We start from the raw sequence: 2,668 nt of genomic DNA on the forward strand, positions 1-2,668 counted from the left end.
AAACTATATTTTTTTTATTTATCACGTTATATAAAATAATTTTTGTTAACAAAAATTTTATTTTTTCTATTTTTAGAACTAATATACCTGTTATTAATATTAATCATAAAAAACTAAAAAAGAGAATATAACGTGATAAATAAAAAAAATATAGTTTGCATAATTCCTGCAAGACTTAAATCCACAAGATTTCCAGAAAAAATATTAACTAACTTAGCCGGAAAACCATTATTAGAGTGGGCTTGGGATGCAGCACACAAAACAACTCTTTTTAAAGAAATTTATTTTGCAATAGATTCAGAAAAAACGGCAAAATTAATAGATAGCTTTGGAGGTAAATATATTTTTACTAGTGAAAACTGCCAATCTGGAACAGATAGACTTGTAGAAATTATACACTCTGGAAAAGTAGAAGCCGATATTTGGGTTAACTGGCAAGGCGATGAACCTTTTATTACCCCAAATATGTTACACAGTTTGCTTGAGACATGTGATCATGAAGTTGCTGATATGTGGACATTAAAAAAACGTATACTTTTGCCTGAACAAATTTCTAGCCCTAATATTGCCAAAGTTGTAACAGACTCAAATGGATATGCTTTGTATTTTTCCAGATCTACAATTCCATTTTATAGAGACAAAAATGAAAATCTTGAGCAAATTTATTATAAACATGTTGGAATTTACGCTTATACGGCAAATGCTTTACGTAAAATTGCTCAACTTGGAACTTGCTATCTTGAAGATGCTGAAAAATTGGAACAATTAAGACTTTTATATTATGGCTTTAAAATAAAATTAAATGAAACGGACCAAGAAGTTATTGGAATTGATACTCCGCAAGATTTAGCTAGAGCGCAAGAATACGCTAAAAAATTAATCTAGCTTAATCTATTTTATCAAAATCAATATCAAGTACAGGATATTGTTCCCAGTCTTTCCAATTATAATGCCACCACTCTGTAGGCACACCTATAAAACCGTGAGCCTGCATCAAATCTTCAAGTTTTTTACAGTTCTTTTTGGCTATTTCGCTTGTCATTTTTGAATAATCTCTGTGGGCTCTTTGTGTAAATTCGTCAAAATCTGACGGCATTTCCAATTCTTTATCTGTTTTTAAATCTACAAGAGTTAGGTCTACAGCTGTGCCCCTATTATGCTTAGATGCGCCATTTTTATATGGGTTTGCAACAAAACCTTCTACCGGATAAATCTCCCAAAATATTTTCTGTACTGAAAGTGGCCTATATCCATCATAAATTTTTAAACTTAGCCCCTCTTTTTCCAATTCTTTTTGAATCAAATCAAGTTCTTTTACTAACTCTTCATGTAAAAAACATCTGGCACTTGGATACACAACTTTTCCTGTAAAATTATTTTTAGTTGCATAACGAATATCAAGCTTAATATTTGGGTTCACTTTTATTACTTCTACAAGATTGGAAAATAGTGAAACAAAAAATAAAATGTATATTACAAATATCGAAACTATTTTTTTATAAAACATATAAATCTTTCGTATTTATCTTTTTAAATATATTTAATTTAAACTATAAATTAAAATAATTAAATTTTTAAACAAACTTTTTAAAAATTTTGTTATTCTAAAAACAAAATTTTTTACACTTTTTTCTGGAGAAAAATATGAATAACCCTAAAGGCCGTTTGGAAGTAATTTGTGGCTCCATGTTTTCTGGCAAAACAGAAGAATTAATGAGAAGACTAGGCCGAGCAGAATATGCCAAACAAAATGTTTTAACAATAAAACACCAAATAGATAATAGAAAAAGCTCTGCAACAATTTTATCACACAATGGCCAAGAAAGATTGGCATTTAGCATTGATAACAATAAAGAAAATATTAGTAAAATCATTGATCTAGCAAATAAAAACATTCAAGTCATAGGGATCGATGAAATACAATTTTTTCCAATCGAAATTGTTGATGTAATAGTAAAACTTGTAGATATGGGAAAAACTATAATTGTTGCAGGTTTGGATTTGGATTTTAGAGGTGAGCCATTTGGAATTATGCCATTAATTATGGCAATAGCCGATAGCGTTTTAAAATTAAAAGCAATCTGTGTTGTTTGTGGTAAAGATGCTCATCACACACAAAGAATTGTTAATGGTGTACCTGCAAAATATGATGATCCAATAATTTTGGTTGGGGCTAAAGAATGCTATGAAGCAAGATGCAGAAATTGTTTTTCTATAGACAAACAAGCCGTTTTAGTTACACCAGCGAAAAAATATACCGAAAAGAATATATAAATTAATGGCGAAAACAAAAATTTTTTATAAATGCACAAATTGCGAGTACATAAGTCCAAGATGGATTGGTCAATGCCCAAACTGTCAAGAATGGAATAGCTTTGTAGAAAAAATAGAAAACAATATAGAAAATAACTTTTTAAGTAAAAAAACCAATATAGATCAAAGTAAAATAAACTTAAAAAAATTGTTTGAAATAAAAACAGAAACACAAGATAGAATGATTTCAGGCTATCTCGAATGGGATAGAGTTATGGGGGGTGGGATTTTACCGGGATCTTTTATAATTTTAACCGGAGATCCAGGCATCGGAAAATCAACATTGTTACTACAAATAGCGAACAAAATATCTAAAAACAAAAAAGTAATTTATTTTTCTTCTGAAGAATCATTG

At 29.3% G+C, this 2,668-nt stretch carries 4 protein-coding genes; 3 read left to right on the top strand and 1 reads right to left on the bottom strand.

Annotation, left to right across the window (positions count from 1 at the left end):
* Positions 1-132 precede the first annotated feature (132 nt).
* Entirely contained in the window at positions 133-885 is a 753-nt protein-coding gene (gene kdsB / locus KKE07_02800) for a 3-deoxy-manno-octulosonate cytidylyltransferase (protein ID MBU4269783.1), read from the top strand.
* A 1-nt stretch (position 886) separates the two neighbouring features.
* Here kdsB and KKE07_02805 read toward each other — a convergent pair whose 3' ends face one another.
* The gene (locus KKE07_02805) at positions 887-1,507 is read right to left on the bottom strand and encodes a M15 family metallopeptidase (GenBank protein MBU4269784.1); all 621 of its coding nucleotides are present in this window, start codon (positions 1,505-1,507) and stop codon (positions 887-889) included.
* 137 nt (positions 1,508-1,644) lie between these two features.
* Here KKE07_02805 and KKE07_02810 point away from each other — a divergent pair, with 137 nt between their 5' ends.
* Positions 1,645-2,274, top strand: coding sequence for a thymidine kinase (locus KKE07_02810; protein MBU4269785.1), 630 nt, complete (start codon positions 1,645-1,647; stop codon positions 2,272-2,274).
* 4 nt (positions 2,275-2,278) lie between these two features.
* On the top strand, positions 2,279-2,668 hold a 390-nt coding region (locus tag KKE07_02815), incomplete at its 3' end, for a DNA repair protein RadA (GenBank protein MBU4269786.1).

The sequence above is a fragment of the Candidatus Dependentiae bacterium genome, assembly GCA_018897535.1.
Taxonomy (GTDB): Bacteria; Babelota; Babeliae; order Babelales; family UASB340; genus UASB340.

Coding starts and splice junctions, on each gene's coding strand:
- KKE07_02805 (MBU4269784.1), bottom strand. CDS start 1,507: ATGTTTTATAAAAAAATAGTTTCGATATTTGTAATATACATTTTATTT.
- KKE07_02810 (MBU4269785.1), top strand. CDS start 1,645: ATGAATAACCCTAAAGGCCGTTTGGAAGTAATTTGTGGCTCCATGTTT.